Source organism: Winogradskyella schleiferi (assembly GCF_013394655.1).
Lineage (GTDB): Bacteria > Bacteroidota > Bacteroidia > Flavobacteriales > Flavobacteriaceae > Winogradskyella > Winogradskyella schleiferi.
The window spans coordinates 1,934,596-1,959,718 of the sequence record NZ_CP053351.1 but is presented as its reverse complement, the minus strand read 5'-3'; the positions used below and the strand labels follow the sequence as shown (position 1 = coordinate 1,959,718).

At 33.6% G+C, this 25,123-nt stretch carries 23 protein-coding genes; 15 read left to right on the top strand and 8 right to left on the bottom strand.

Translation table 11 applies throughout. The annotated features are described in order from the left end of the window. Nucleotides 1-7: 7 nt before the first annotated feature. From HM990_RS08470 to HM990_RS08455, 4 genes are read right to left on the bottom strand one after another with little or no spacing between them, the layout of a single operon-like run. On the bottom strand, nt 8-1,006 hold the full coding sequence (locus tag HM990_RS08470; protein WP_178988516.1) for an NADP-dependent oxidoreductase: 999 nt from the start codon (nt 1,004-1,006) through the stop codon (nt 8-10). Nucleotides 1,007-1,019: 13 nt separating this feature from the next. After that, the gene (locus tag HM990_RS08465; protein WP_178988515.1) at nt 1,020-1,652 is read right to left on the bottom strand and encodes an NAD(P)H-dependent oxidoreductase; all 633 of its coding nucleotides are present in this window, start codon (nt 1,650-1,652) and stop codon (nt 1,020-1,022) included. Between the two features lie 9 nt (nt 1,653-1,661). Next, nucleotides 1,662-2,327, bottom strand: coding sequence for an NAD(P)H-binding protein (locus HM990_RS08460; protein ID WP_178988514.1), 666 nt, complete (start codon nt 2,325-2,327; stop codon nt 1,662-1,664). Nucleotide 2,328: 1 nt separating this feature from the next. After that, nucleotides 2,329-2,913, bottom strand: coding sequence for a TetR/AcrR family transcriptional regulator (locus HM990_RS08455; protein ID WP_178988513.1), 585 nt, complete (start codon nt 2,911-2,913; stop codon nt 2,329-2,331). A gap of 273 nt (nt 2,914-3,186) precedes the next feature. On the opposite strand from HM990_RS08455, the gene HM990_RS08450 reads away from it, so the two are divergent. Beyond that, on the top strand, nt 3,187-3,387 hold the full coding sequence (locus HM990_RS08450) for a hypothetical protein (RefSeq protein WP_178988512.1): 201 nt from the start codon (nt 3,187-3,189) through the stop codon (nt 3,385-3,387). Between the two features lie 132 nt (nt 3,388-3,519). Further along, entirely contained in the window at nt 3,520-3,837 is a 318-nt protein-coding gene (locus HM990_RS08445; RefSeq protein WP_178988511.1) for a hypothetical protein, read from the top strand. A 216-nt stretch (nt 3,838-4,053) separates the two neighbouring features. Here HM990_RS08445 and HM990_RS08440 read toward each other — a convergent pair whose 3' ends face one another. Next, nucleotides 4,054-4,446 (bottom strand): LytR/AlgR family response regulator transcription factor, encoded by a 393-nt coding sequence (locus HM990_RS08440; RefSeq protein ID WP_229719416.1) that lies wholly within the window; start codon nt 4,444-4,446, stop codon nt 4,054-4,056. Nucleotides 4,447-4,779: 333 nt separating this feature from the next. Between HM990_RS08440 and HM990_RS08435 the strand changes: the two genes are divergently transcribed. Continuing rightward, nucleotides 4,780-5,895: a DUF4198 domain-containing protein gene (locus tag HM990_RS08435; protein WP_178988510.1), complete on the top strand. Its 1,116-nt coding sequence runs from the start codon at nt 4,780-4,782 to the stop codon at nt 5,893-5,895. Between the two features lies 1 nt (nt 5,896). Further along, nucleotides 5,897-6,571, top strand: a complete 675-nt coding sequence (locus HM990_RS08430) for a HupE/UreJ family protein (protein ID WP_178988509.1) — start codon at nt 5,897-5,899, stop codon at nt 6,569-6,571. A gap of 237 nt (nt 6,572-6,808) precedes the next feature. On the opposite strand, the gene HM990_RS08425 is transcribed toward HM990_RS08430, so the two are convergent. Together HM990_RS08425 and HM990_RS08420 are read right to left on the bottom strand one after the other, a co-directional pair. Further along, on the bottom strand, nt 6,809-9,145 hold the full coding sequence (locus tag HM990_RS08425) for a T9SS type A sorting domain-containing protein (protein ID WP_178988508.1): 2,337 nt from the start codon (nt 9,143-9,145) through the stop codon (nt 6,809-6,811). A 573-nt stretch (nt 9,146-9,718) separates the two neighbouring features. Beyond that, on the bottom strand, nt 9,719-9,916 hold the full coding sequence (locus HM990_RS08420; RefSeq protein ID WP_178986997.1) for an SOS response-associated peptidase family protein: 198 nt from the start codon (nt 9,914-9,916) through the stop codon (nt 9,719-9,721). A 58-nt stretch (nt 9,917-9,974) separates the two neighbouring features. Between HM990_RS08420 and HM990_RS08415 the strand changes: the two genes are divergently transcribed. Next, the gene (locus HM990_RS08415; RefSeq protein ID WP_229719415.1) at nt 9,975-10,589 is read left to right on the top strand and encodes a HupE/UreJ family protein; all 615 of its coding nucleotides are present in this window, start codon (nt 9,975-9,977) and stop codon (nt 10,587-10,589) included. Nucleotides 10,590-10,655: 66 nt separating this feature from the next. Here the strand turns inward: HM990_RS08415 and HM990_RS08410 are convergent, their stop codons facing one another. Beyond that, complete coding sequence (locus tag HM990_RS08410; protein WP_178988507.1) at nt 10,656-12,749, bottom strand: DUF3857 domain-containing transglutaminase family protein; 2,094 nt, start codon at nt 12,747-12,749, stop codon at nt 10,656-10,658. A 225-nt stretch (nt 12,750-12,974) separates the two neighbouring features. Between HM990_RS08410 and HM990_RS08405 the strand changes: the two genes are divergently transcribed. The 10 genes from HM990_RS08405 (at nt 12,975) to HM990_RS08360 (ending at nt 25,123) form a co-directional block, all read left to right on the top strand. Next, nucleotides 12,975-14,264, top strand: a complete 1,290-nt coding sequence (locus HM990_RS08405) for a sensor histidine kinase (protein ID WP_178988506.1) — start codon at nt 12,975-12,977, stop codon at nt 14,262-14,264. A gap of 411 nt (nt 14,265-14,675) precedes the next feature. Further along, on the top strand, nt 14,676-15,404 hold the full coding sequence (locus HM990_RS08400; protein ID WP_178988505.1) for a DsbA family protein: 729 nt from the start codon (nt 14,676-14,678) through the stop codon (nt 15,402-15,404). A 512-nt stretch (nt 15,405-15,916) separates the two neighbouring features. Next, nucleotides 15,917-17,803, top strand: coding sequence for an alkaline phosphatase D family protein (locus tag HM990_RS08395; protein ID WP_178988504.1), 1,887 nt, complete (start codon nt 15,917-15,919; stop codon nt 17,801-17,803). Between the two features lie 5 nt (nt 17,804-17,808). Then, on the top strand, nt 17,809-19,218 hold the full coding sequence (locus HM990_RS08390) for an amidohydrolase family protein (RefSeq protein WP_178988503.1): 1,410 nt from the start codon (nt 17,809-17,811) through the stop codon (nt 19,216-19,218). Nucleotides 19,219-19,225: 7 nt separating this feature from the next. Beyond that, the gene (locus HM990_RS08385; RefSeq protein WP_178988502.1) at nt 19,226-20,680 is read left to right on the top strand and encodes a membrane dipeptidase; all 1,455 of its coding nucleotides are present in this window, start codon (nt 19,226-19,228) and stop codon (nt 20,678-20,680) included. A 43-nt stretch (nt 20,681-20,723) separates the two neighbouring features. After that, complete coding sequence (locus HM990_RS08380) at nt 20,724-21,380, top strand: HIT domain-containing protein (RefSeq protein WP_178988501.1); 657 nt, start codon at nt 20,724-20,726, stop codon at nt 21,378-21,380. After that, nucleotides 21,367-22,884, top strand: a complete 1,518-nt coding sequence (locus tag HM990_RS08375; protein ID WP_178988500.1) for a prenyltransferase/squalene oxidase repeat-containing protein — start codon at nt 21,367-21,369, stop codon at nt 22,882-22,884. The genes HM990_RS08380 and HM990_RS08375 overlap by 14 nt, the downstream gene beginning before the upstream one ends. Nucleotides 22,885-23,034: 150 nt before the next feature. Beyond that, the gene (locus HM990_RS08370; RefSeq protein WP_178988499.1) at nt 23,035-24,093 is read left to right on the top strand and encodes a DNA cytosine methyltransferase; all 1,059 of its coding nucleotides are present in this window, start codon (nt 23,035-23,037) and stop codon (nt 24,091-24,093) included. After that, complete coding sequence (locus HM990_RS08365; protein WP_178988498.1) at nt 24,090-24,590, top strand: HD domain-containing protein; 501 nt, start codon at nt 24,090-24,092, stop codon at nt 24,588-24,590. Before HM990_RS08370 ends, HM990_RS08365 begins: the two co-directional genes overlap by 4 nt. A gap of 11 nt (nt 24,591-24,601) precedes the next feature. Then, nucleotides 24,602-25,123, top strand: a complete 522-nt coding sequence (locus HM990_RS08360; RefSeq protein ID WP_178988497.1) for a hypothetical protein — start codon at nt 24,602-24,604, stop codon at nt 25,121-25,123.

Here is a 25,123-nt window from a genome sequence, read left to right as displayed (position 1 = left end):
TTACTTGTTATATTTTTACTATCATTTTTCCTTTGTTTTTACCTTCAAATAAATCAATAAAAGCTTGAGGAATATTATCAAAACCTTCAACGATAGTTTCGGTATAGGTTAATTTGTCTTCAGCTAACCAACCTGCTAATTTTTGCATGGCTTCAGGGAATTTTTCAGCATAATTGCTTACTATAAAGCCTTGCATTAATGCACTGTTTTTTACTAAAAATGGTTGTACGCTTATGCTTTTAGGTAATTCAGTTTCATTATAAACCGAAATGGCACCACAAATTATAATTCTGGCGAACTGATTAATACTGAATAAAACAGCATCTGAAATTGGTCCTCCAACATTATCAAAATACACATCTACACCATTTGGCGCAGCTTCTGCAATGGCAGATGTCATGTCCGTTGTAGTATTGTAATTGATACCTTCATCAAAACCGAATTTATTTTTTAGCATCTCGATTTTTTCATCTGTACCAGCAATACCAATAACGCGTAAACCTAATATTTTTGCTATTTGTCCAACAACACTACCAACAGCTCCTGCAGCTCCAGAAATTACTATAGTTTCGCCTTTTTTAGGTTTTCCTATTTCGGTTAAACCTAAATAGGCTGTTAAACCTGTCATACCTAGAACACCTAAGTAGGTACTTAAAGGTGCTTTTTCTGAGTCTACTTTATTTAATCCTTCGCCATTAGACACTTGTTGTGTAGACCAATTCAGCATACCAGAAACGTAATCTCCGGCTTGAAACTTTTCGTTTTTAGACTCTAAAACCTTGGCCACAACACCAGAATGTACAGGCTCGTTTAACTTAAAAGGTGGAACATAAGATTTTGCATCACTCATGCGTCCTCTTAAATATGGATCTACAGAAACATAAGCTGCTTCTAAAAGAATTTCTCCTTCTGAAACAGTTAGTGTTTTATCTGTATCTACAAATTCAAAATTTGAAAGTGTAGGTTTTCCTTCAGGTCTATTATTTAATATAATTGTCTTTGTCATAGTTTTTTCTTTTTTAATCGATAACGGTTATCAAATCTTCCATTGGTTTTCTAACCTTTTCAAGACCAGACAACCAATCTTCATCTGCATTTCTATGTCCTATAGGCAGTAAAACGGTACTTCGCAAGCCTTTGGCACGCAAACCTAAAATCTGATCTACAGCGTCAGCATCAAACCCTTCCATTGGTGTGGCATCTACACTTTCATAGGCTGCCGCAATTAAAGCATGACCAAGTGCAATATAAGCTTGTTTTGATGCGTGATTAAAGTTTTCTTCCGCATCCTTTTGTGGATACGAGTTCAATAATTGCTGACGGTAATTTTCCCAACCTTCATTTTCAAAACCACGAATTTCATTGGTTAAATCGAACATATAATTAATGCGTTCTTCGGTATAGGTATCCCAAGCAGCAAAAACCAGTAGATGAGAACTTTCTGTAATTACAGATTGATTCCAACCCACTTCTCTAATTTTTTCTTTTAGATCTTTATTTTTTACTACAATAATTTCAAAAGGTTGTAAACCACTCGAAGTAGCAGCTAAACGAGCAGCTTCTAAAATGCGTTCCACTTTTTCTTCTGGAACAATATTACCATTCATGGTTTTTGTTGCGTATCTCCAATTTAATTTATCTAATAATTCCATAATAGTTCTTTAGTTGTTTATTGTAATTCTCTTTATATCGTCTGAAGTAATAACTACTTCAGAATAGCTTGTGCTGTTTGCCAGATTTATCATGGCTTTCGCCATATTTTTAGGATCTGTACTTTTATATTTTTTCAACTTCCCAAAGAAAAAGGGCTGAATGACTATAAATACATCTTTACCAATAGCTTCTAACGTGCGACTCTCTTTACGATCTCCACCAATTAATGATGGCTGTAAGATAAAAGTTTTTTTAATGTCTTGTTTTAACACATCGCGCTCCATTTCGCCTTTTGTTTTATTGTAAAATACACTACTTTTTGCATCTGCACCTAAAGCTGAAATGACTAAAAAAGTCTCAATACCATTGGCTTTTGCTAATTTTGCAGCTGAAACCGGAATCCCATGATCTATTTTCTTATATAAATCTTTATCTGGTGTTTTAGATTTGGTGGTACCAATACAGCAGAACACTTGGTCTCCTGTAAAATCGTTTTTAAACTGTTTTAGCTCTAATAAATCACCTATAAACTGTGTGACTTTACTTGGTAAACCTTCAAGCTTTGAACGTGAAAATAACTTAATACTTTCGTAACGATCATCGTTAATCAGTAGGTCTAATAGTAAACCACCTGTTAACCCTGATGCACCTAATATAATGGCTGTTTTCTTCATGTTATTGACAAACTTTTATGCTGCTCCAAGCTGATTCGTAGGCTTCTTTTATATGTGTTCTATCTAATGTAAATGCACCTCGCTTTTGGGATATCATTAAAAATGATAAGGGGTTAATCGCATAAGCATATAAAATATAATCTGATAACGGTTTTATGATGCCTTCTTCTTTACCACGAGTCCAAAGGTCGAGTAGTGGTTGTAAATGTTTTATGCCTTCATTTCTACTTTGCTCATCGATCATTGGAGTATTATCACATTGTGCTAAAAACATGGCATTTTCGCTTTCTTTAAGTTTGAAGTCGGCAATACGATTCCAGATTAATTTAAATCCTTTTTCAACCGGCATGGTTTCATCATAAGTTGCAAAAGCGTATTTTGTGTATTCGGCTTTAACTTCAACGTAAGTTTTATTTACAAGGTCTTGTTTATTCTCAAAATACAAGTAAATAGTAGCAGGCGAAACATTTGCCATTTTAGCAATTTTACTCATAGGAGTTGCGTGAAACCCATTGTTATTGACTAACTCAATAGTTGCTTTAACAAGAGCATTACGCTTATCTATACTTTTCTGAAGTTTTGCCATGCATTACAAATTCTGATACAAAAATATGTAAAAAATGAACGTTCATTCTTTTTTTAACAAAGGTTTATAGATTTCGAAAATGATTGATGAAATTATAAGTACGAAATGTAGAAGATACCGATTATAATTCCTGTTAGCAGTACTAATTTTTTACGCTTATTCAACTCCTTAAAAGCAATACCACCAAAAACCACTCAAATTAGCCTTCAAATACATTATTTATTATAATTTTAGAGGCATAATTAATAGAAGCACTAAAATTAACGTTCCAAAATGCAGACATTAAAGATCATTTTTGGCATCATTTCAATATTCCTTTTTCAAAATAATATTTGGGCTCAAAATTTAGATAGCCTTACTAAGGTGCTAGAAACTAAGATGAGCAATCATAAGGTATTTGAACTTCAAAAAGAAGAACGCATAAAAAACCTTGTAGCGCAAAGCAATAAAACCAATGATCTTAGACAGCAGTAAGACATTACCAATGCCATTTTTGAAGAGTATCAGTTTTATAGTTTCAACGATGCCCTCCATTATATTGAGAAAAACATACAAATAGCAGAGGCTCTTAACGAGAATCTGCTAGTAAATGGAGCCATCCTAAAAATGGGTTTGCTTCTCGTGAATACAGGCCGTTTTAAAGAATCTATTGATGCCTTAAGCGAAATAGACCGAAAGACCCTTCCAGAATCTTTAATAAATAATTACTTCATTGCTTACGAAGAAGGCTATTCTGGACTAGCATACAATGCAGCGGTGAACCAAGTCAATACGGTATGTAAATCCAACGTCATAATTGTAATCTATAGTCTGACTTCACAAGATTACAACATAAATAGAGATATTAATGACAAATTTCCATATTATACTTTTGATAACAAAATTATGGGAATGATCGTGCTAAAAAATGCAAAGCCAACATAAGAACCGTTATTGCTGATTCTAAAAATAGTTTAGTTATTAGTTCTACTATAGATGAGATGCATGAGACTATATTAGCTATAGCAGTAGTTTTGTTGGCATCAATTGCTGCAACAACAACTACAAGCACATAGTATCATTAGTTTGTTACGACACAAAATGGACTATACTTAATATAGGAGGGAAGCATGATGCTATTATTTGTTAAACAGCCTGTTTTCATTGCTCTTGTAGGATTTTGTGATCCTGTATGACTATACGATTTCCTTCAATAAATTTTATTTTATCAATGGCAACGATAAAGGATTTGTGCACGCGTAGAAAATTAGTCGGAGTTAATACCTCTTCATAGTGTGATATTTTTTCATGACTAACAATCATTTCCTCTTTTAAGAACAACTTCGTATTATTTCCATCGGCTTCTATAAATAAAAGATGGTCTAAGAAAATTTGATGGTGTTTTTTGTCTCCTTTTACAAATAGGCTAGAAGGATTGGTTTCGCTGTTTGAAACTTCTTGTATTACTGTTTTAGATACCTGCAAATCTGAAACCTTATTGACGGCTTTTACCAGTCTATCAAAACTAAATGGTTTTAAAAGGTAATCGACCACGTTTAATTCATAACCTTTACGAATCGAATGTAATTAAAAAAGGGATTCAAGAATTTAAAATTATTGTAAAAAAGAAACCAAACTTTATTGCTATTGATCCTTATGGAACAAGGAGTGATGAAAATCTTGTGGATAATATTAGAGATCTATAGTCTAGTAACAAGTGTTCGATATAATCGTCCAAAAAAAGGAGAAGACTAAAAAAAAAGCTATTGCAGATTTTTGTCTGCGCAATCAACTGTTTTGTCTACTAACTTCTAATTTTTCTTTTATTGCCGAGAATTCCTTAATTTCTTAATATATTGAACATCATTAAAATTAAAACACCATAAAATGAAAAAAATCCAACTGACTATAGTGGCACTGATTGCATTTGTTCTCCTTTCCAGTCATGATATGTTTTTAAAATTAGATGTCTACCAATTACAACCGAATACTCAGGCTGTTTTACAACTCTTCAATGGTACTTTCAACAAAAGCGATAATGTAATAGACCGAAATAGAATGCTTGATGTCAGCTTGGTCGGCAATGGAAAACGTACCGCAGTCGATTCATCAGATTGGTTCGAAAAAAACAATATTACCTTCTTAAATTTTAAAACAGGAAACGCAGGCACTTGGGTTGCCGGACTATCCACGACACCAAGCGATATAGCTCTTACGGCAGAAGCGTTCAACACGTATTTAAAGAGCGATGGCGTACGCGACATATTGGAAAACCGTAAACAAACAAATACCTTAAACAAAGATGCCGTTGAAAAATATGCGAAACACGTCAAAACCATTTTTCAGGTAGGCGATAAACTTAGCAACGACTGGAACGTTAATCTAGGCTATCCACTCGAATTTATACCACTTCAAAATCCCTATGAGCTTCACGAAGGGCACAATTTGGAAGTACGTTTGTTATTCAACGGAGCACCGCTTAAAAATCATTTCGTATACGTCGGCACAAATACAGAGGCAAAAGAAGAGGCACCGACACATAGTCACGAGAATGGAGAGGCACACTCGCATTCACATTCGCACGATGATACGGAAACCTCAGAACATCAACATCCTGAAACGAAACAATATCAAACCAATGACGACGGTATTGTTAGTATAGATATCAACCAATCAGGCACTTGGTACTTCCGAACCATTAAGATGGTAGAGTCCAAGGATGAAAAACTGACTCACGAATCCAATTGGGCAACACTTACCTTTGGTATCAGTGATGGGCGTACCGTAGCGCACAATCATGACCAAGACAATAGCGAGCATGCACACGATCATGAAAACGACCAGAACCATGACCATGAACACGGCGAGGCTACACATACCCATGATGACGACACACATTCGCACGACGAACATGACGATGAAGGTTTTCCATCCTACATTTTCTGGATAGCGAGTTTTGTAATCATAGGCCTTTTGTTCTTTTGGTTCAATAAAAAGAAATAAGATGGGCAAACATTTAAAAACTATTGTATTAATCGGCTCTGTTTTGTGTCCAACCCTTTTGTTGGCTCACGACGTCAGCGCAGGTGATCAGGCCATTTTGGATAATGGCGGACTGCTATCTTACATTTGGGTAGGTGCCAAACATATGCTAACGGGCTATGACCATTTGTTGTTTTTAGCCGGAGTCATTTTTTTTCTCAAAGGCTTTAAGGATATCCTAAAATTTATTACGGTATTTACCATTGGCCATAGTATTACTCTTATTGGCGGCACTTTTACGGGCATTCAGGTAAATGAATACCTTATCGATGCCGTCATTGCCCTAAGCGTCCTTTATAAAGGTTTCGAAAATCTTAATGGCTTCCAAAAACTATTTAAGGTCAAACCACCAAATCTATTGCTGATGGTATTTGCGTTTGGGTTGATACATGGCTTGGGCTTATCCACACGATTACAATCCTTTGATATGGGACAGGAACAAATCTTACTTAAGATTATCAGTTTTAACGTTGGTGTGGAGCTTGGGCAAATAGCAGCCTTGATACCCATTATATTTATAATTTCCAAATGGAAGGAACAACCGAGTTATAAAGCTTTTTATAAAGCGTCTAATGTGTATTTGGTCATAGCTGGTGTAGGCCTGTTTCTTTATCAGATAGTACTTTATTTCGGATAGAACAACCATGTCAATTTACGCTACTTTTTCTTCTATAAGGGTTCCACACTAATAATAAAGTTGCAAAATGAAATTATGAGCTGGCTTATTCACAGTTTAGATTGAACTTGAAGTACCGAAAAAATACATTTTTAATGTAAAAAAGAAGGTATTTATTTTTTACATAAATACCTCCTTGTTCTTGAAGTTTAATCACATATCTGTTACATAGTCGTATACAGTTGCTTTTGTTCAGGGTTACTTTTTAATTATAAATCGCTGTAATATGGTTTCGTTTCCAATCTGGACTTTAGCAAAATGTAAGCCATTGCTCAATTCATTCACGGACAAATCGATAACTACTTCAGATTTGCCTATTGTTATACTTTTATGCAATACCACAACACCTAACACATTGTATATAGTTACGACAGCATTTTTATCATGCACGGATTTGATATAAATCTTAATATTATCCACAGCTGGGTTTGGATACAATTTTATTTGCGTTCCGTTAAACGTCAATACCTCATTAACTACTGGTGCATTTCTGCTTCCTAGACTAGGACAAACGACGGAGCCATTGGTAATGGCATTTATAGTCACATTAGCTGCATCAATAAGTATAGTTGCAGTGTTTACCGAAATAACACCATTTAATGCAAGATCTTGAACGTGATTAATAAACGCATTGAATTTGTTCAATGCAGCATTTGTTTTACCATCACAGTATTTATCCAGTCCATCCTGTAATTGCTTAACCAAAGAATTAGTTTGTCCATTATTTAGTCCTAGACCTTCAATGTAATTAATAACATCATCAATAAGAACTCCAATATCAAAAACAGGATCACATACATTACCAATACCATCTCTGTCATCATCAGTTTGATCGGCATTAGAGATCAATGGACAATTATCATCACCATCTAGAACCCCATCATTATCATCGTCAGGATCTACACAGTCTGGTGAATTATCACTATCATTGTCTGGAGATAGACTATTACTATCTAAGGGATCAGATCCGCAAGCAATTTCGTCAGAATCTAACTGACCATCATTATCGTCATCAACGTCTCCAGTATCACAAAGACCATCACCATCCGTATCGGTGCCATCATTGCCAACATCATCGGTGCCGCTAGAACAGTCATCACAACCATCATTATCTGCATCTCTGCATATAAATGGATTCAAGGGCTCTAAATCATCAACATCAACCACACCATCGTTATCATCGTCTATATCGCCAGCATTACAAAGGCCATCACCATCAGTATCGGTACCATCATTTGCTGCATCATCAGTGCCACTAGAACAGTCATCGCAACCATCGCCATCAGCATCTCTGCAGACAAATTGGTTTAATGGGCTTGAATCATCACCATCTGCAACGCCATCATTATCATCATCAAGATCTATACAATCTGCTTTACCATCACCATCGGTATCTGTAAAACCTTCATCAACACCATCATTAAGATCATTATCCACACCATCACAAACCTCACAAGTTGAACTGGCATTTAAGGGGTCAGATCCACAGGCTATTTCGTCTATATCAGTTGTACCATCATTGTCGTCATCCATATCCACACAATCTGCTTTACCATCACTATCAGAATCAGTAAACCCTTCATCAACACCATCATTAAGATCATTGTCCAGACCATCACAAATTTCACAAGTTGAACTGACATTTACAGGATCCGATCCGCAGGCCACTTCATCAGCGTCATCTAAGCCATCATTATCGTCGTCAAAGTCGTTGCAATCTGCTGTACCATCACCATCTGTATCGGTGTCAACCACACCACAGCCACAAGCTCCTGGTGCCGTTTTGTTCGGGTCGTTGGGGCAGGCATCGTTACAATCTGCCGTACCGTCATTGTCAGTATCGGCATCAGGGACACCACAACCACAAATGCCTGGTGCAATTTTGTTTGGATCGTTCGGACAGGCATCAAAACAATCTGCCGAACCGTCGCCATCTGTATCGGTATCAGCAACACCGCAGCCACAATCTCCTGGTGCAATCTTGTTTGCATCATTTGGACAACCGTCATTAACATCACAGACACCATCACCGTCTGAATCCCCACCCAATGCTGCGCAAGGGTCGGTTCCTGTTGAAATAGCTACAACAGTGACGGTCCAATTTGCTCCGGCTGTAGCAAAGCCTACCGTTAAATTGGAACAATAGTTACCTGGGCCAAGCTCTGGACTAAACACATGATTTAGACTTGTACCCGTCGTAGATGGCGTATAAGGTCCGCAAGCATTCCAACCATAGTCAAAAAGGCTACCGCCGCCACCACTAGTTCTGGTGAAGGTCAAATTAGTTAAAGCCACATTTTCTGGTACAACAACGGTGAAGTTGTCTCCAGTATTTGATGTTCCGCCTGTTGGCCCTAATGTTCCTGTCCAAGTGTTGGTGCCTGGCACAACTGTAAATAAGGTTGCAGAAGGGTTGTTTGATAAGTCTCCAGAGATCGCTTCATTGTAATTAATGGCTTGCGACCAAGAGAGTTGTAACGCGCATAGACATAATAGCACGAAGGTCATTTTTTTAAAAAGTGAATTTGTTTTCATTGTTGCTTGTTTTTGGTTAATATTATTATTTTACGGTTATTCTATAAATGGTTATAATTATAGGTGTAAAAAATCAGGAGATACTTAAGTATGGAAATACTTAAATAACCTGAAATACTGGTTAAACAAGACTTGGGTGCTTCGTTTTATGCTATTAATAAATTTTTGCGATCGTTTAAATGCTATTAGAGTAGAATAGGGAATATCTCTAATATGAATAAACGTATTATGTGGAGTAAATGAAGGTTAAATTTAATTTAAAAAAATGATATATTCAAAATTAGTATAAGAAATTTGCGATATACAGCTTCGATTTTAAATACACTTTTATTGCTTTCTCTAGTTTTGTATAGCCTTTTATTGCCCAACACCACTACTATGAAAACTTACATTTTGCAGTCTTACTAAAAGAAATGAGCCATGATTTCTAAGCTTTTCTAAGATGGCTACTGTTATAGTGTTTATTTGAATTTATTAAGTTTGGATACGCAACTAATGATAAAAGTTGGCCAATGAAATGACTTCATAACCAAAATTAGCTGGTACGTTAGCATTAATGATAAGGTAACAGTGCTAAAACAACGAGCCTTTATGAACTGCTTCGGTAATGTGCGGTTGATTGGTGTCAACCCCTTTTTCGTACAGATCCCTACTTACTGGATGTGCATTAAATGCCTTACCTGTAAAGCCAAAATCCATTAACTCCAATATTGTTTGGGAATTTAAACCCGCATCTAGCCAATCTTTAAAAAGGTCATCCGCTAAAACCAAGGGCAAACGTTTAAAAACTATTATATTAATCGGCTCTGTTTTATGTCCAACCCTTTTGTTGGCTCACGACGTCAGCGCAGGCGATCAGGCCATTTTGGATAATGGCGGACTGCTATCTTACATTTGGGTAGGTGCCAAACATATGCTAACGGGCTATGACCATTTGTTGTTTTTAGCCGGAGTCATTTTTTTTCTCAAAGGCTTTAAGGATATCCTAAAATTTATTACAGTATTTACCATTGGCCATAGTATTACCCTAATCGGTGGCACTTTTGCTGGCATTCAGGTTAATGAATACCTTATCGATGCCGTCATTGCCCTAAGCGTCCTCTATAAAGGTTTCGAAAATCTAAATGGCTTCCAAAAACTATTTAAGGTCAAACCACCAAACCTATTGCTCATGGTATTTGCGTTTGGACTCATTCATGGCTTGGGTCTATCCACACGCTTACAATCCTTTGATATGGGACAGGAACAAATCTTACTTAAGATTATCAGTTTTAACGTTGGTGTGGAGCTTGGGCAAATAGCAGCCTTGATACCCATTATATTTATAATTTCCAAATGGAAGGAACAACCGAGTTATAAAGCCTTTTATAAAGCGTCTAATGTGTATTTGGTTATTGCTGGAGTTGGGTTGTTCATTTATCAGATGTATTTTTATTTTGGGTAGGGTAATTTTCAATTATGCCCAACAACAGTGACTTGGCGCAGAGCAAAGACCTAAAACTCCAATGACTTATCCCTTCTTATTGTTTCTAATTACAAAAACAACCAGACCAGTAACAATGATAATCACGATAGCAAAAACCCAATAAAATATAGTAACTATACTTGAGACGACGACATCGGTATCAGTATCAAAGGTGTTATAGATGGGTTTAGTAGTCGCTTCACTTTTAGGAATATAAATATAATAGGATAGGATGTTTTCAACCGCTTTATTTTTGGAGTGATAGTCTTCAAAATCTTCAGGAGCTACATGGTTCTTTTTATTGCGATACTCATAGTTGAGATAAAGCGTCCTTCCTGATCCATCCAGTTTACTCGCCATCGAAAAATCAAAACTTTTAGAACTCACTTTGATATCATCCTTTGCAGCTGCCCAACGCCTTGGTAGCTTAACCGTAATATTGTGTTTTTTATGTGTTGGATAAAATAGTGCAAAAGGTGTTTTTCGGGTCTTTTCATTAGGAGAGAGAAAAACATCTAGAATACCATATGGTGTAAAATTTGCAGCAATATTTTTCTCATTGCCCACCATGGGTTCCCATAGGTCATTGATTTTATAAAATTCTTCGACAATAATTTTATTATAGATACTGTCATCATCAAATATAGGATCTTCTATAACTTCAACACCATTATACAGGTTGTCATAATAGCTTTTAAATTCGTCGCGGATAGTGGATAAGCTGCTCGATTTATATCGTCCTCTCATAGCATCAGCATCAGCACCTTTATAGGTTGTCATAACTCTTAAGGTTGCCGGACCGCCAACGGTTGGTAATTCGAATATATCAAAAACTTCTACTAAACTTTTGTCGTTAGGTATTATTTGTTCCAAGGTTGAAACACCTTCCTTTATCACTAAAGCTTTCCCATAATCTGGAAATGACACGGCCTTATAGTTACCAAACTGATTGCTAAAGGTCGGATCATAAAAGAAAGGCTTATTATCGCTATCAATAACTTTTACAACCACATGATCAAATACATTGGGAGAAGGTAAAAACTGATGCAAGGACTCCCCAAAAAGTGAGTTAACAAGTACAGGATACGCCTCAATATCCATATGACGCAACATGGTGACCATGAGCCAACTTTTATCTTTACAATCACCAAAGCGCTGTTCAAGGACCTTATTGGGCGAAAACGGTTTATAAGCACCAATACCAGATTCTAAACCGAGGTATCTAATTTCATTTTGTACAAATTTTAAGGTTGCCGTAATACGTTCACCTTCATCTTCCGAATGTTTATGAATCTGTTCTATTTTTGCTTTTAAGGCAGCTGATAATTGTAGATCCGTTTCGTATATACCCAAAGCCCAATTGACAACGGCATTCCAATCCTTATAGTCCGAAACAAATAAGTGTTCATATGGTAAATACCAACTGGGCATATTATCTTCAAATAAAGGCTTTTCTGTTAAAGTAGCTTGCCAATTGTACGTTTTATAACCCTTGTAAGTTCCAATATCAGGGGAACTATCGGAATTAACAGTTTTATACTGTAGTGGGTTTTCGGCGATAATATAGTAGTTAACTTTACCCACAGGTTCAAAATCGTTTAGCGTGGTGGAACCCGAAAAATGGTTCCCAACAATGGGATTAAAGCCTTTAATAGAATAGCTGATATCTAAAATATCACCATTGCGGATATCGGTTAAATTATTTACGGCATTGAGACTACCATCGTAAATGTAACTCTCTGCATTAGACTCTTGCCGTATGGTCTGAAAATCATTAACATTTAGCTTGTTGATCGGCTTTCCGTTTCTAATCACAATGACCTTATGCAATAACAGTTGCTGATAGGTGGGATCATAATTAATAGAAACCATAGAGCCATCTTGTACACCGACATGATCCGTAATTTTCCTAACTACACGGATATAACGTTCTTCTTTAGGAATATGAATTTGTTCATCACTTAGAAGCGTCAGTAAACCGAATGAAATTTCCTTTAAATCGATATCTGGATTTTGTTCATAAGACTGATGGACCACCCAATTTGGGGTATTACTGACTTTAATCTGGGCATAACAAGTACTAAAACTACATAAAATAAACAGGACTAATGTAGCGTGTTGGATAGTTTTTCTAAGCATAGGAATAGGTTGGAAAACAAATAAACTAAAAATATAATAGACACCTAAGAAAATGCTTAAATAATTCAAATTCAGTTTCAAACTTATGATTAACATGTACAAAATAATAACCTTAAATTATTTCTGATTATACATAATTATCTTCTCATAATACTTTGTAAATTTAACGCCACTTTTAATTACTAATTAACTTAAGAAACTAAAGTTACAACGACTTTACTAGTTATGGAAACCAACAAAAACAAAGACAAGACTAATAAGGATAGAATTATAGAAAGACAGTTACGTTTTCAAGATTTATTAATTAGTATTTCTACAACCTATATAAATGCCGATCTATCGGATATAGATAAACTTATTCAAGAGTCTTTAAAGCAAATGGGAGAGTTTGTAGAGGCAGACAGAAGTTATATATTTTCTTATGATTTGGTAAACAACACCACATCCAATACGTATGAGTGGTGCGCCGAAGGTATAGCACCAGAAATAAATAATTTACAAAATGTCCCCATTGAATATATACCACAATGGGTAGAGGCACATAAAAAAGGCGAAGTATTTCTTATTGAAGATGTAAGCCTTCTTCCTCATGATGGAGAAAATGGCTTACGTGCAGTTTTAGAGCCTCAAGGTATTAAAAGCTTAATTGCTATTCCAAAAATTAAAAACAAAGAGTTAATTGGGTTTATAGGCTTTGATGCGGTTAAGAAAATTAATAAATATGCCGAAAACGAAAAAGAAATTCTATTTGTGTATGCCAATATGTTGGTTAACGTTATTCAAAGAAAAGAAAATGAAGAACGTTTAAGTGCACAAGATAAAAAGCGAGAAAAACTACTGATAGATTTATCACGTCAAAATGAGCAATTAAATGAATATGCCCATGTGGTATCCCACGATTTAAAAGCACCATTAATAAACATTCATACCTTAATTACATGGTTTATCAATGATCACAAGGACACTAGCGATGAAATGGATATACAACCATTGAATCTTGCCTTATTCAATGTAGAGAAAATGGATAATTTAATAAAAGGTATTTTAGATTATTCTACCGTAGATAGGCTAGAGTCAGAAAATCAGAAGATCGACTTTAACCTTATGTTAGATGAAGTAATACAGACGCTTTTAGTTCCAAAACACATAACCATTACTATTCAAGATAACTTGCCAAGCTTATACGGTAATGCTTGGAGGTTTAAGCAAATATTTCAAAACTTAATACAAAATGCCATAAAGTATTCACATAATGATAAAGGCACAGTCGAAATTGGTTGTACAGAGAAAACGGACGCTTTTGAATTTTTTGTAAAAGACAACGGAATTGGTATTAAATCAGATTATTTCGATAAAATATTTAAAGTGTTTACCAAACTCGAAAGTACCAGCGCCTCTTCAGGTATTGGGCTTTCTATTGTTAAAAAAATCGTTAACTATTACAAGGGTTCTATTTGGTTAGAGAGCCAAGAGGGCTTAGGGACGACCTTCTATTTTACGCTTTTAAAAAAGTAAAACATTAGCTAAATCATCCACCGACCAGATAATCAACTATTAAAAGTGTCCTAGAACCTGCTGGTAGGCAAGTGTAAATCAGTGGTGCTTGCACAGAGTGCTATCGATGTGTCAGACGAGCTTTAGTATCAAGATTTCTTTTTTTAAATTTTAAGTTCAATAAGCGTACATAAGCGATTTGAGGTAAAAGCATAGTTTACGGAATAGAAGCCTATGCCATCTCTAACATAAAAAAATTAGTAGAGGTGTTTTCATGGTATTTTTAAAACTAGCAACAGAAAAATAGTCTAATCGTCGAAGTTCAACAAACCCATATCTCAAAAAGACGATGTATTTTTACTATAATTAATGCAAACATTAATGAAGTACATTTTTATAATTTTACTAACCGCTTGTTTTAATTTGAAAATTATGAGTCAAGAAAATAAGATACAAGTCCAATGCGATTCCATAACGGGACTTTGCGAAATACCAGATTTTGAAGCTAGCAAAAAAACAATAGCATGGAACGATGATGAAGAACTCTTCTATATCGGTGATCCTATGTGCAGCTGGTGTTGGGGAATTTCGCCACAGATAAACGCTTTACAACGCTACGCAACGCAAGAGCACATTCCATTCAATCTCATTATGGGTGGCTTAAGACCTGGTGGAGGAGAAGCATGGGATACCGCCTTTAAGCGTTTTCTAGAACACCACTGGCAGCAAGTCCATGAAAAATCTGGTCAACCTTTTAGTTATAAGCTATTAGAAAAAGACGAATTCAATTACGATACCGAACCAGCCTGTAGAGCCGTAATCACCGCGAGAACCCTAGCACCCGAAAAGACCTTGGCGTTCTATGAACTGGTGCAACATTATTTCTACACCAAATCCAAAGATCCTAAGCAAGTGGATTTCTATCAAGTGATTTGCGAAACACTCGCTATCAATTTTCAAGACTTTAGCGAGAAATTCACCTCTGAGAGCATGAAGTTGGCGACCCAAGAAGATTTTATAAAAAGCAGGGAATTGGGCGTTCGCGGATTTCCCACGGTCATCTATAGACATAAAGATCAATTGTATAACATTGCTAGTGGCTATTCGGAATTTGAGGATCTTAAGGAGGCGATTTTAAAAGTTAAGAGGGAAAAAAAGTAGTAAGCAATAGTAGGATTTGTCCTATTATAATGTATTTGTGTGTTGCTTATGCTTAGGATAGTGAAGAATAAAGATGAGCTTTATTCACAAAGCTTCTATTTTAAATTAATGAGTTCATGAATCCTCGATTTGGATAAAAGCAGGGCAGAGCGTTAGAAATAGTCCTGTGGACTATTTTAGTGAATGAGCCAGCTGGCGCATTGGCATATTACTTTTCTTTATTTCTTTTTTAATGTTTCTCTATTCAGTTAATGAAACCGAGTTAGCGAGGTTCATGAACACCTCTAAAATAAATAAACATTCTTTTTCTGTGAAGGTGGAGTAGTGAGGAAAATGTGTGTGGAATGGATAAGATTAAAATAAATTTTATATATTTACGTAATCGCTTATCCCTTAGTGATTAATATTCCTTATACAAAATTAATAGCTCTTTTCAATAATCAAATTTACCCACTATTGGGTATGTTTTTTTTTATTAAATATCTAATATTAGATAATTTTAAGGCTAGCTTATGAATGATACAAAACAATTTCTCATCTTTTTCATTTTTACTCTTTTAATAAGTTGGACTAACTATGCACAAGGTAAATTTCCAACCATAGATGAAAGCAAAGGATATATCTATACGGAATTTCATGCTCGGTTGGCATATCCAATGAATTCTATGAATAGAGTATGGGTTAAAGGCAACGTTACGCATCCAATTGTAAAACTAATCGACCCGATATCTGATAAAGTATATAAAACAGATATCCTGAAACCACCATTTTATACAGCCGTTCTTGACGTAGAAATGAGCGAAATAAAAGTCGTATTTTGTAATAAAACTGGAGATTGTGAAGGAAATATTGTTCTTTATCCAAATTCAGATTTTGAAAAAGACTCAAATAATTTTTCCATTTTACTTTATGGTTGTTTCGAACCATTTGAAGTCACACAAAAGCGAAGAAATAAGCCTGAAGTAAGCATATATACTGGATTAAAAAATTCTAGCTTTCGTTTGCGAAAATTATTCAGTCAAGTTGCACAACATGAATCCTTAAAGTATGACAAATATGAGCGCCGTGATAAATATTATCTTGATTCAACAAATACTCTAATTAAACCATTATTAACTAGTGCTCCAAAACTTATTATTGGTACGGGAGATCAAGTATATGTGGATGTTGCTTATGCTGCAAAAATAAAAGGTAAACATAAAAACCCTTTAAGCGCTTGGGAGTTTTACGCAAAACCAAAACCTTTACTTGATGTCAAAGACTATACAATTTTTTTAAACAAATTATATAATGCATCGTATTCATTCAATGAGTTAGAAAAGGCTCATAGAAGATTACCTGCGCTATTTGCAATAGATGATCATGAAATTAGAGATGGTTGGGGTTCTCAAGGTGACGAATATTCAAAGGGTAAATTGAATCCAGAATTTGCTCCGTTTTATAATTTAGGCAAAGAAGCTTTTATAAATCATCAACTTTTAATTTCTAAATTTCCACCACAAAATGCCTCTGTAACCTTAAACGAGAATAAAACAATGAACTACGCGTTTAGTGTGCACGGAAAAAACGGCTATATGCTAGACTTAAGAAGTGCTCGTGATCGATTAATTCCGCAGGTATTGGGAGACGAACAATTGACGCATTTTAAAACATGGTTAAACGCACTTGAAGATGGTGAAACCATTATTTTGGTGAGTTCAATTCCTTTATTCTTAAGACCAAATCATAGACTTGAGAGTGCGTTTGCGGCTATTGATTCTGAAGTACGAGACGATATAGCAGATAGCTGGTCTTCGGGTTTTAATAAAGCAGAAAGAGATGAACTATTTAAAATATTAACAAAGCATCGTTTAGAAAGAGATATCAAACCGATCTTTGTTAGTGGTGATATACACAAATCGGCTTTAATAGAGATATGGTTAGATACCAAAAAAAATGATAAAAATGGAAATCCTGAAAAACCAATTGTTTTTGGATATGAAATAATTGCTAGCGGACTCTCGCATGAGTTTATTACATCTAATACAAAAAAAAAGTTGTTTGAAATTACAGAGCAACAAAGAATTGGGGACGCTCATCTATATTTTCAGTACGATCAAACATCTACAAAAGCGACACTATATCCTATGGTTAGAAAATCTACTGCTGAACAAAATTTTGGAGCTATTGAATTTATAAATGGTGAAGTTAGACTTCATACATTTATATTTAGAAGATACAATAAATACAATACCTTAAATCAATACTTTATTGATTTAAACTGGGATAAAACAGAAGAGCAAAGCAACGAATTTAAGTTTCATTATCGTAGAAATGGAGAACATAAAGATTATAATCCTAAGAAGGGCTCTTTCAATGCGCCACTTGCAAATGGAATGAATGTAATAATAGAAAATTAATTATTATGCAAAAAATAATAGACATACATACACATGTATTTAATCTTAATTATCTACCAATTAGAGGAGTATTACAAGCTCATGGTGTGCCAAAAAAAGCAGCAAAAATTCTGGAAATCATACTGCTTAAACTAACCAATTCAAGTTATTTTGAGGATAAATCAAATTATGATTATAAGTTCCTGCTCGATGATACAATTCCTAATTTTTCTCAATCGTTGCTCGATTTGAGTGATAAAGATGTATGTCGAGATTTAATTGAACGTGCAGTGTTACATCCAGACATAGGGTCTAACGTTAAAATTCGTGTAGCTCTTGAAAGCCTGAATTTTGATGATTTCGAATCATCAAGTTTATTCCAAAACAAGTGGTATATAGATTTGCAGGATGCTAACCTAAATTTTACAGTTGGTAATGATAGATGGCTAGTATCAAAACTGGCTTACCTTATTGACAAATTCATGAGTGGATTTTATCATTTGAAATGGTTCAGGTTTATGATGCGCTCTGAAAAATATATCTACAATAACTTAATTCAAAACTACGACAATATTGGGTTGTTTATTTTTCATATGATGGACGCTGATAAATTTTTCCACGGAAAGAGAAAACACTCAGCAACAGCTGGATTTTCAATTGATTATAAAATAGAAAAAATGCAAAAACTAATTAAGCATTCCGAAGGAAAATTAATTGGTTTTGTGCCATTCAATCCTAAGCGAAAAGATGGATTGAAATTAGTTGTAGAAGCACTAAAATTTGATGGGTTCAAAGGCGTGAAATTTTATCCGCCATTGGGTTATAGAGCGACTTTAAATCCCAATAATACCATAGAAAAACGAATAGATAAGTTTTTTAAGTATTGTGAAACAAATAATGTTCCTGTATTTACTCATTGTACTCCAACTGGTTTTGAAGCAGTTCCAAAGGTTTCAGGTTTGAATAGCGATCCATATTATTGGGAGCAATTATTGAAAACATATCCAGATTTAATTTTATGTTTAGGACATGCAGGAGGCGTGGAAGGTTGGTTTGATCCCTTCGAAGAAAATCAACTATTTCCAAGAGAGATAGATGCAAATGGAAATGATATTTTAACCTATGCAGAGAAAGTTTACAATTTATGTATTTCATATAAAAATGTGTATTGCGAAGTCGCCTTTTTGGATCACGTTCATAATACTGAGCAAAAGAAAAATTTTAAAAAAAGATTGAAGTATTTACTTGAATTACAGACACCAAATTATTTATTTAAAAATAAAATCATGTATGGTAGTGATTTCCATATATTATTTAATCATGGTATACAATATAACTATCACGATCAATATCTTGAAATTCTAAAAGATATAGCTCTTCAAGAATTGATTGATAAGTTTTTCTTTAAAAACGCTGAAGCTTACCTTAAAATATAATACTCATATGGAAAATAAGTTCATCGACCTTCATTGTCATTCAACTCTAAAGCCTTTTTCTAAAAGTTTTAGTAGAAAATCAACTCAAGGCATTAACACATTAGATATTAATTTTAAACGGAGTATATGGTATAAAACGCATATTAAATTATTTAAAAAAGTACTAAATGCGCTTATAACTTTAACAAAATTTACTCAAGCTGATTTTACATCTGCAATAGAAGGTGGTGCAAAAATTTTAATGGTATCTGTAGACCCAATGGAACGAGAACTAATTCTTTCCAAAAATAAAACGAAGCAAAGAAAAACCGGTAAATTTATAAAAAATCTAGTACAAGGTATCGGACAAAAACGCATAAATTACCTCTACAATCTCGATAACTATTTTGAAGACCTTCAAAAGAATATTCATTTTCTTAAGCAATTGGAAAATGAGCACAAATCGATTAATGGTAAATCCTCAACATATAAGATAGTAGATTCTTATGAAGATATTGATTTACAAACAGAAAACACAATATATATAGTACTTACTATTGAAGGAGGTCACGCACTAAGAAGTTCTTTATATAAAGGCATTTCTACAATAGAAAATCAGGCTAAAATATTCGATAATATTAGTAAATTGAAGCACACAGGTTCAATTCCAACACCTTTTTTTGTATCACTAGCTCACCATTTTCCAAATGGACTATGCGGTCATGCTAAAAGTCTAACAGGCATTGCAAGTTTAGCATACAATCAAGAAGAAAATGCTGATTTAGGTTTACTACCTCTAGGAAGAAAAGTTATTGATTTATTACTGAAAAATATAAATGAAAAACGCATTTATATTGATTTAAAGCATATGAATCTTAAATCTAGAAAAGAATTTTATGACTATTTAGAAACACCAAGATATGCTAATGAAGATATTCCCATTATAGTAAGTCATGGTGCGACTAACTATTTACCTTGGCCTAGTCAACCAGATAACGAAATCAACTTTTATAAAGAAGAAATTGTAAAAATTGCAGGCTCTGGTGGAATTTTCGGAGTACAGTTAGACGCCAGACGACTTCGTAAAATGAAGTATGGATCTAAACGAAGAGGGATTAGAAATGATGTAGATATAAAAGGTTTATATAAAAAAGCATTTTTTGTTTGGAGACAAATAGAAGTTTTGGCATTACTAATCTACAAAGCAAAAAACGAACAAATGGGATTTGAGCGTATTGATCCATGGGGATTTCAAGTTGTTGGTTCGGATTTTGATGGTATTGTAGACCCTTTAGATGGGTATTGGACATATTCCGAAATGCCTTTATTACAAGAATATCTCATAAAACAGGCTAATGCCTTCTTAAGAACTAAAACAGCAAAAAAATTACCAGATTATAACCAACTTAAAGCTATTAGTATTGTAAATAAATTTTTATTTGATAATGCAAACCGATTTTTAATGAAATACCTAACTCGATAAGTTTTTAAATTTTAAGAAGTTTTAACAGTATATTTAATTTGAAATGAAAGTAGAAGATTTAAAAAAAGATATTGAAGAACATTGTAGATTTTGTAATCCCCCTGATAAAAGTAGAATTTTGTTTGAAACGAAAAATTTCTATGTGATGCTTTCTTTGGGTCCAATTGTTGAAGGATATTTACTAATCAACTCTAAAGAACACATTGAGTCTTGTAGTTTACTTTCTGAAAGCCTTAGCGAAGAATTTGAGTTTGTTACTTTGGTAGTAAAAAATATCTTAATTGAAACGTATGGTGGATGTATTTTTTATGAACATGGACGTACTGGTTCATGTTTAACCTTTACAGATGCAAATAAACATTGTTATCATGCTCATATGCATTGTGTACCTGTAAATATAAATATAAGCGAATCAATAAAAGGGACTTTATTACCTATTATTTGTGACACTTGGGAGGATTTTAGAATTAAGGCTAAAGAGTATAATGAACCTTATTTATTTATTGAGGACGATGGTATAAAAAAAATATATTTTGTAATAAAAGAAGTTAGAAGGCAGTATATCAGATATTTAGTATCACAAAAGATTGACAATAAAGATTCATGGAATTGGGTAGAATATCAAGGTTGGGATAAAATAGAATCAGCGAAAATAAAGTTATTACCGTTTTTTAATAAAATTTTAAATGAGTTCAAATAATATAATTCAAAAAGGAAATATTGAAGAAATTATAGATAGAAGTGTTAAACACTTAATTGGAGAATATCGTGAAATCAATAATGTCTATGGCTGGCATCAATACTTAGGTTCTGGAAAAATAGGTAATATAGCAAATGCTCAAGCCCTCTTAATATTTCAATACTTCGATAAACAGTTTGATAATAAAAATAAAGTAATTGAAACTTTAAAAGACGCTCAATTAAAAGGTGCAAACGATAAAAAAGTTGATGGTGGTTGGACTTATAGAACCAATTATTCTGTAGCACCAACTACTGAATGTACTTGTTGGACATTATACTCATTAGTAAAAGAATTAGATAGGGATAATGAAATAATACTTAATGGTTTAGATTGGCTTCTAAACAATCATCCTGATTCAGATAAAGACTTAGGATGGGGAAGTATAAAAAACGATATTCCAAGAACTTACGCGACTTGTTTAGCTTTAAAAGTACTAAAACGCTATGGCAAGCAAAATACCGAAGAATTCAATAGAGCTTTTAATTGGTTACGTTTCTCTAAAAACTCTGATGGTGGATGGGGAGACACAGCAAGTCATGAATCAACAATTACCCATACAGCTCATGCTATCATAACTTTGATTTTATGTGGTGTTGAAAAGGAATCAGAAATTATACAAAATGCAAGTAGTTGGCTCTTAGCTCAATATGAAGAACATGAAAATTGGATAGATATTCAAAATGGTGGATTATTGGAACTATTAGATTTTGAAGGAAAGCGTATTTCTTACTATCATTATTCTTTACCATGGGTTTTAGTTGCTTTACTAAAATGCGGAAAGATAAATACAAATCAATTTTTCGAAGCTTTTCATGAACTTATTAACTCTGAAAAAAGCGGGAATTGGATTCATCCTTTTTTAGTAGATCAAAAACATTATACTATATGGTCAAAGCACGATTCATTATTAGCAATATACAATCTCAAAAAAAATTGTTCAAATTGGGATTCTCTGAAATCAATTAAGCTAAAAGGCGATGATGTGATTTTTGATTGCGGTAACGAATCTAAATTTAATAAATTGTTGAAAAAGATTACGGCTTTTACAAACCCTATTAAAACTAATGATTCTAAAAGCGCAGAAAGAGTGGGATTAAGATGGTGGATAGTAGCTATTATTTGTGGAAGTTTGGCAATTTTATTAAAAGTAATAATTAATAATCAACCAGATTGGATAGACGAAATTATCATAGGTTTATCTGTTTCGGTCATAGTTATGTTTTTCAATCCAAAACGTAGGTACTATAAAGCATTTTGGACAACAATGACTCTTTTAAGTTCAGTGGCATTAATGCCTGCTTTTAATATTTCTGCTAAACTTAGTAAGGAAGATTTTGGTGAAGGAATTGAAAGAGCTCTTTTTAAATTTATAATCGAAGAACCTAGCCCATTATTGTATTTGGTTTTAGGTCTTATTGCTGGGATTTGTCTTTTTTTAGATTATAGAGAAAGAAATAATTAGAATATGTTCGTTTAATAACGTAGTGGAATGTTGTTTGTTAAAATTTAGAAGAATTAAACTTCAGAAATTAGTTTGTTTGGACTAGGTTTTTTATGTTTTAATTAACATATATAAATGGCTATATTTACCTGTAAAATTATTATTACATTCATGATAGGAATTGAAATTTTTGCTGGAGCAGGAGGAATGGCAACCGGAGCCGTAAATGCAGGTATTAATGTTTTGATGGCAATAGAGAATAATCCTTATGCTGCACAAACTTATCTTGCTAATCATAAAAAAACGGCTGTAGTAATTGACGATATAGAGAATATAAAAGAAATAAAATTTGAAAGAGATAATCAAGAAGTAATTTTATTTGGGGGTCCACCTTGTCAAGGTTACTCTTATTCAAATAGAAAAACTAGATCTTCTAAGAATCCAAAAAATTGGCTTTTTAAAGAATTTATGAGAAGTATAGAAATGGTAAATCCAGATTGGATTGTTATCGAAAATGTACCTGGTTTAAAGAAAATGGATAATGGCTTTTTTTTAAAGGCAATATGTGACGACTTACATAAATTAAACTATACTCCAAGTTTTAAAATTCTTAATGCAGCCGATTTCGGTGTCCCTCAAAAAAGAGAAAGAATTTTTATTGTTGCTTCTAAAAAAGGAATAGCATTTGATTTTCCTATCGGAAAACATGAAAACGAACATATTACGGTAAAAGAAGCACTTTCTGATTTACCAAAATTAAAAAATGGATCTTTAGAACAAAAATTAAAGTATAAATCACAAGCAATATCAGAGTATGCAAAAAAAATGCGAGGAGGTAAAAGAGTTGTAACTCAAAATTATGTTTCTAAAAATTCTGAAATAGTAATTGAAAGATATAAGCATATTAAACAAGGTAATAATTGGAATGATATTCCTGTTAATTTAATGAGTAATTATAAAGACCATACAAGATGCCATAGTAGTATTTATAGAAGATTGAACGAAAATGAGCCAGCGGTTATTATAGCCAATTATAGGAAAAGTATGATGATACATCCACTAGAACATAGAGGTTTATCAGTAAGAGAAGCCGCAAGGTTACAATCTTTTCCAGATCATTATGAATTTATAGGTTCTTTAGACCAAAAACAACAGCAAGTTGGTAATGCTGTGCCTCCAATATTAGCTGAAGCCATTTTTAAAAAAATTAAAACATATTCTATTTTATGAGTTGGGTAGAAACCACATTTGAAAAGGCTATGAAACAACACTTTATTGCTTCATTAGGTGAAACAAAAGGAGAACATTTATATAGTGAATATACTAGTGTTAGAAATGCTATGGAAGGAGATAGTTTCTTAAGAGAAATCAAAGCTCAAGAACCCAATTTATCAGATCATAGTGAACAACATATACAAGATGTTCTTGAAAGAGCATACAAGGTAATAGGAGCAGAAGAATTTTCTAAGTTTTCTCCAAGAGATATATATTGTTTAGCATTGATGATTTTATTTCATGATGTGGGAAATATTTTTGGAAGAAAAGGGCATAACGCAGTTGAAAAAATTGCCGAAGTTTATAATAAATATAGAAGTAATCCTGAGAATTACAGAGATGAAAAAAGAGTACTTACACTTGGAGCTAGTTCTCATTGTGGTAAATCTAAGAGTGGTTCAAGAGATACTCTAAAGACGTTGAAGACTCAAGTATCAAAGGGGAGAAAATAAAATTAAAAGAATTGGCTGCGATTCTTAGGTTTTCAGACGAACTTGCAGAAGGGAAACAAAGAACCTGTTCTTTTTTATTAGAAAAGGACTTAATAGAAGAAGAGAGTAAAGTTTATCATCGCTATGCTCAAGTTACAGATATCGAAATTGATAGGAATTTAGAGCGTATTTCCATTACTTATGATATAAACATACCGAGTGATTTTAACGAAACTGCACAGGCAGAATTTAGAGAACTAATGCTTTTTTCTTATCATAGAGCCGTTAAATTAGATATAGAAAGAAGATATACTAAGTATTATTCTGACGTATTAAAACAATTTAAATATGTTTCAGTACAGTATAATTTTTATATCGATGAAATACCCATACAAGTAGAACTTAATGGTATCACTTTTGAAGATCGATATCCAATTCCAGGAGAAGGTAATGCAGAAACAAAAGAAGAAGCTGAAAAGCATTTTGTCAATATGGATAAATCCTATGAAATTTCAACGTTGATTAAAAGTATAAACTCTGTAAAGGCACAATAA

What these genes read in the sequence shown, in the direction of transcription:
- HM990_RS08400 (WP_178988505.1), top strand. Translation starts at nt 14,676, where the DNA reads ATGAGTCAAGAAAATAAGATACAAGTCCAATGCGATTCCATAACGGGA.
- HM990_RS08460 (WP_178988514.1), bottom strand. Translation starts at nt 2,327, where the DNA reads ATGAAGAAAACAGCCATTATATTAGGTGCATCAGGGTTAACAGGTGGT.
- HM990_RS08425 (WP_178988508.1), bottom strand. Translation starts at nt 9,145, where the DNA reads ATGAAAACAAATTCACTTTTTAAAAAAATGACCTTCGTGCTATTATGT.
- HM990_RS08390 (WP_178988503.1), top strand. Translation starts at nt 17,809, where the DNA reads ATGCAAAAAATAATAGACATACATACACATGTATTTAATCTTAATTAT.
- HM990_RS08435 (WP_178988510.1), top strand. Translation starts at nt 4,780, where the DNA reads ATGAAAAAAATCCAACTGACTATAGTGGCACTGATTGCATTTGTTCTC.
- HM990_RS08450 (WP_178988512.1), top strand. Translation starts at nt 3,187, where the DNA reads ATGCAGACATTAAAGATCATTTTTGGCATCATTTCAATATTCCTTTTT.
- HM990_RS08465 (WP_178988515.1), bottom strand. Translation starts at nt 1,652, where the DNA reads ATGGAATTATTAGATAAATTAAATTGGAGATACGCAACAAAAACCATG.
- HM990_RS08370 (WP_178988499.1), top strand. Translation starts at nt 23,035, where the DNA reads ATGATAGGAATTGAAATTTTTGCTGGAGCAGGAGGAATGGCAACCGGA.
- HM990_RS08470 (WP_178988516.1), bottom strand. Translation starts at nt 1,006, where the DNA reads ATGACAAAGACAATTATATTAAATAATAGACCTGAAGGAAAACCTACA.
- HM990_RS08405 (WP_178988506.1), top strand. Translation starts at nt 12,975, where the DNA reads ATGGAAACCAACAAAAACAAAGACAAGACTAATAAGGATAGAATTATA.
- HM990_RS08410 (WP_178988507.1), bottom strand. Translation starts at nt 12,749, where the DNA reads ATGCTTAGAAAAACTATCCAACACGCTACATTAGTCCTGTTTATTTTA.
- HM990_RS08430 (WP_178988509.1), top strand. Translation starts at nt 5,897, where the DNA reads ATGGGCAAACATTTAAAAACTATTGTATTAATCGGCTCTGTTTTGTGT.
- HM990_RS08445 (WP_178988511.1), top strand. Translation starts at nt 3,520, where the DNA reads ATGGGTTTGCTTCTCGTGAATACAGGCCGTTTTAAAGAATCTATTGAT.
- HM990_RS08455 (WP_178988513.1), bottom strand. Translation starts at nt 2,913, where the DNA reads ATGGCAAAACTTCAGAAAAGTATAGATAAGCGTAATGCTCTTGTTAAA.
- HM990_RS08385 (WP_178988502.1), top strand. Translation starts at nt 19,226, where the DNA reads ATGGAAAATAAGTTCATCGACCTTCATTGTCATTCAACTCTAAAGCCT.
- HM990_RS08375 (WP_178988500.1), top strand. Translation starts at nt 21,367, where the DNA reads ATGAGTTCAAATAATATAATTCAAAAAGGAAATATTGAAGAAATTATA.
- HM990_RS08380 (WP_178988501.1), top strand. Translation starts at nt 20,724, where the DNA reads ATGAAAGTAGAAGATTTAAAAAAAGATATTGAAGAACATTGTAGATTT.
- HM990_RS08365 (WP_178988498.1), top strand. Translation starts at nt 24,090, where the DNA reads ATGAGTTGGGTAGAAACCACATTTGAAAAGGCTATGAAACAACACTTT.
- HM990_RS08395 (WP_178988504.1), top strand. Translation starts at nt 15,917, where the DNA reads ATGAATGATACAAAACAATTTCTCATCTTTTTCATTTTTACTCTTTTA.